This is a genomic window from Archangium sp. (assembly GCF_036389735.1).
In the GTDB taxonomy this organism is placed as follows: Bacteria; Myxococcota; Myxococcia; order Myxococcales; family Myxococcaceae; genus Archangium.
In genome coordinates this window covers 1-2,225 of the sequence record NZ_DASVWK010000769.1, presented here as the reverse complement: position 1 = coordinate 2,225, position 2,225 = coordinate 1, and the positions used below count along the sequence as shown (strand labels likewise).

At 76.8% G+C, this 2,225-nt stretch carries 2 protein-coding genes; one reads left to right on the top strand and one right to left on the bottom strand.

Annotation, left to right across the window (positions count from 1 at the left end):
- Window positions 1–1,947: alpha-2-macroglobulin family protein (locus VF794_RS27385; protein ID WP_331115400.1), on the top strand; the 1,947-nt coding region annotated here is incomplete at its 5' end.
- A gap of 48 nt (window positions 1,948–1,995) precedes the next feature.
- Here VF794_RS27385 and VF794_RS27380 read toward each other — a convergent pair.
- The coding region (locus VF794_RS27380) for a hypothetical protein (protein WP_331115398.1) at window positions 1,996–2,225 on the bottom strand (230 nt) is incomplete at its 5' end.

Genomic DNA, 2,225 nt, shown 5'->3' with positions numbered 1-2,225 from the left:
GACGCCTCGGGCACGGCGACGGTGCCGGTGCGCGTGCCGGACCGGCTCACGCAGTGGCGGGTGCTGGCCCTGGCGCACTCGCGCACGGGGGCGCAGGCGGGCGCGGTGACGCGCTTCGCCGGCACGCTGCCCACCTACGTGGACCCGGTGCTGCCTCCCTTCCTGCGCGCCGGAGACGTGGTGCGCCTGCCGGTGCAGGTGGTGAACACCACCGGGGCCCCCGTGACGCGCGCGCTGAAGGTGGAGGCGCAAGGGGCGACGGTGGAGGGCGGCTCGCGCACGGTGACGGTGCCGGCGGCGGGCAGCGTGGTGGAGTACGTGACGGTGCGGGCGGCGCGGCCGGGGCCGGTGGCGGTGCGGGCCTCGCTGGGCGGCACGGACTCGGTGGTGCGCACCTTCGATGTGTGGCCCACGGGCCGGCCGGTGATGGAGACGCGCGGAGGCACCCTGGCCGCGCCGCGCACGCTGGAGCTGACGGGCCCCTCGGACGCCGTGGCCGGCAGCGAGCGGGTGCGGTTGCTCGTCTACCCGGGCGCCCTCGGGGTGCTGCGCGCGGAGCTGACCGCGGCCGCCGGGCGTGGGGGCGTGGCGGAGGATGCCCATGCGCTGCTGCTCGCCGGCCGCGCGCCGGAGCTGCTGAAGACGCTGGGCGGGACGACGGACGCCGAGGCGCTGAAGCAGCTGACGGCCCTCGCCGGACAGCGGGTGCTGCGGGCTGGCCGCACGCCGGACGTGGCCACCGCGGCGCTGCTGGCGGAGGCGGCGCTGGCGCACCCGGGCAACCCGGTGCTGGCACGCCTGGGCGAGCGCCTGTCCGCGAAGGTGGCCTCGGCCCAGCGGCCGGATGGGACGTGTCAGGGGGCCGATGGCTGGACGCTCCAGCGGCTGCTGGTGGCCACCGCGGATTGTGCCCGGGCGGTGCGCGCGGGCGCGGGCTCGGACGAGGGCCGGCGGCGGGCCTCCGCCTTCGGTGTGCGCGCGTCGGGTGCCTTCGAGCGCTACCTGTCGCGGGTGCGGGACGGCTACACGGCGGCCTCCCTCCTCGCCAGCGGAGAGGTGTCCGGCTCGGTGCGGGACACGCTGCGCAAGCAGGTGCGCGAGTCGCTGAAGACGCGGCCGGACGGCTCGGCCTTCCTGCCGGTGGAGCCGGACGTGGTGCGGGCGGACGGGCTCGCTCCGTCCGTGTCCGAGGCCACCGCGCTCGCGGTGCTGGCGCTCGCCGGAGACAAGGAGGCGCCGCTGGCGGACCTGGGCACCTCGCTGCTCGCGGACTACCGGCCCGAGCTCGGCTGGGGTGACGGGCGCGCCAACCTCGTGGGGCTCCAGGCGGCGCTGGCGCTCTTCAAGGATCCGCTGCCGCCCCAGGTGCGGGTGGTGCTGGAGCGGGACGGGAAGGTGGTGACGGAGGGGACGCTCGACGCGAAGGCGCTGCGCGAGGTGCTCGCCCTGGAGGGGGCGGTGCCCGGCTCGGCGGGGGCGCACACGTGGACGGTGCGCGCGGAGCCGGCGGTGCCCGGGCTGGGCTTCTCCCTCACGCTGGGGGCCTACGTGCCGTGGCGCGCGGGCGAGGCGGGCCAGGGGCTGGAGCTCGCCGTGAAGGGCCCGGCGGAGGCGAAGGTGGGCCTGCCGGTGGAGCTGACGGTGCAGGCGGCGTCCCCGGCGGGCCTGGCGCTCACGATGCGTCAGGGCCTCCCCGCGGGCGAGCAGGTGGACCGGGTGAGCCTGGATGCGCTGGTGCGCGAGGGGAAGGTGACGGAGTACGAGGTGGAGGATGGGGCGGTGAGCCTCACCCTGCCGCCGCGAGGCGCCGCCGAGCCCTTCACCGCGCGCTTCCGGGTGGTGCCCACGCTCGCGGGCTCGCTCCAGGCCGGAGCGTCGAGCCTCACGCCCGTGGGTCGACCGGACCTCGTGGTCCACGTGCCGCCCGCGACCTGGGCCGTGCGCTGAGCCGTGAAGGCGAGGAGCCAGGCCAGGTGTCCTGGCCGGCTCCTGGCCTCAGGGCGTCAGGGGAGGGCCCTGCTGGAACCGGTCCCGGGACACGCCCCACGCCACGAGCGCCACCACGACGATGGAGAGGACCGCCAGCCACACCCAGCCCACGCCCCAACGCGTGGCCTCATGGGGCTGGTAGGGCTCGATGGGCTCGACCGACTGGGCCAGTGCCAGCGCGGGGGTGAAGAAGAGCGACCACAGGAAGGCGTGCAACGCGCGGAGGTTCAACATGT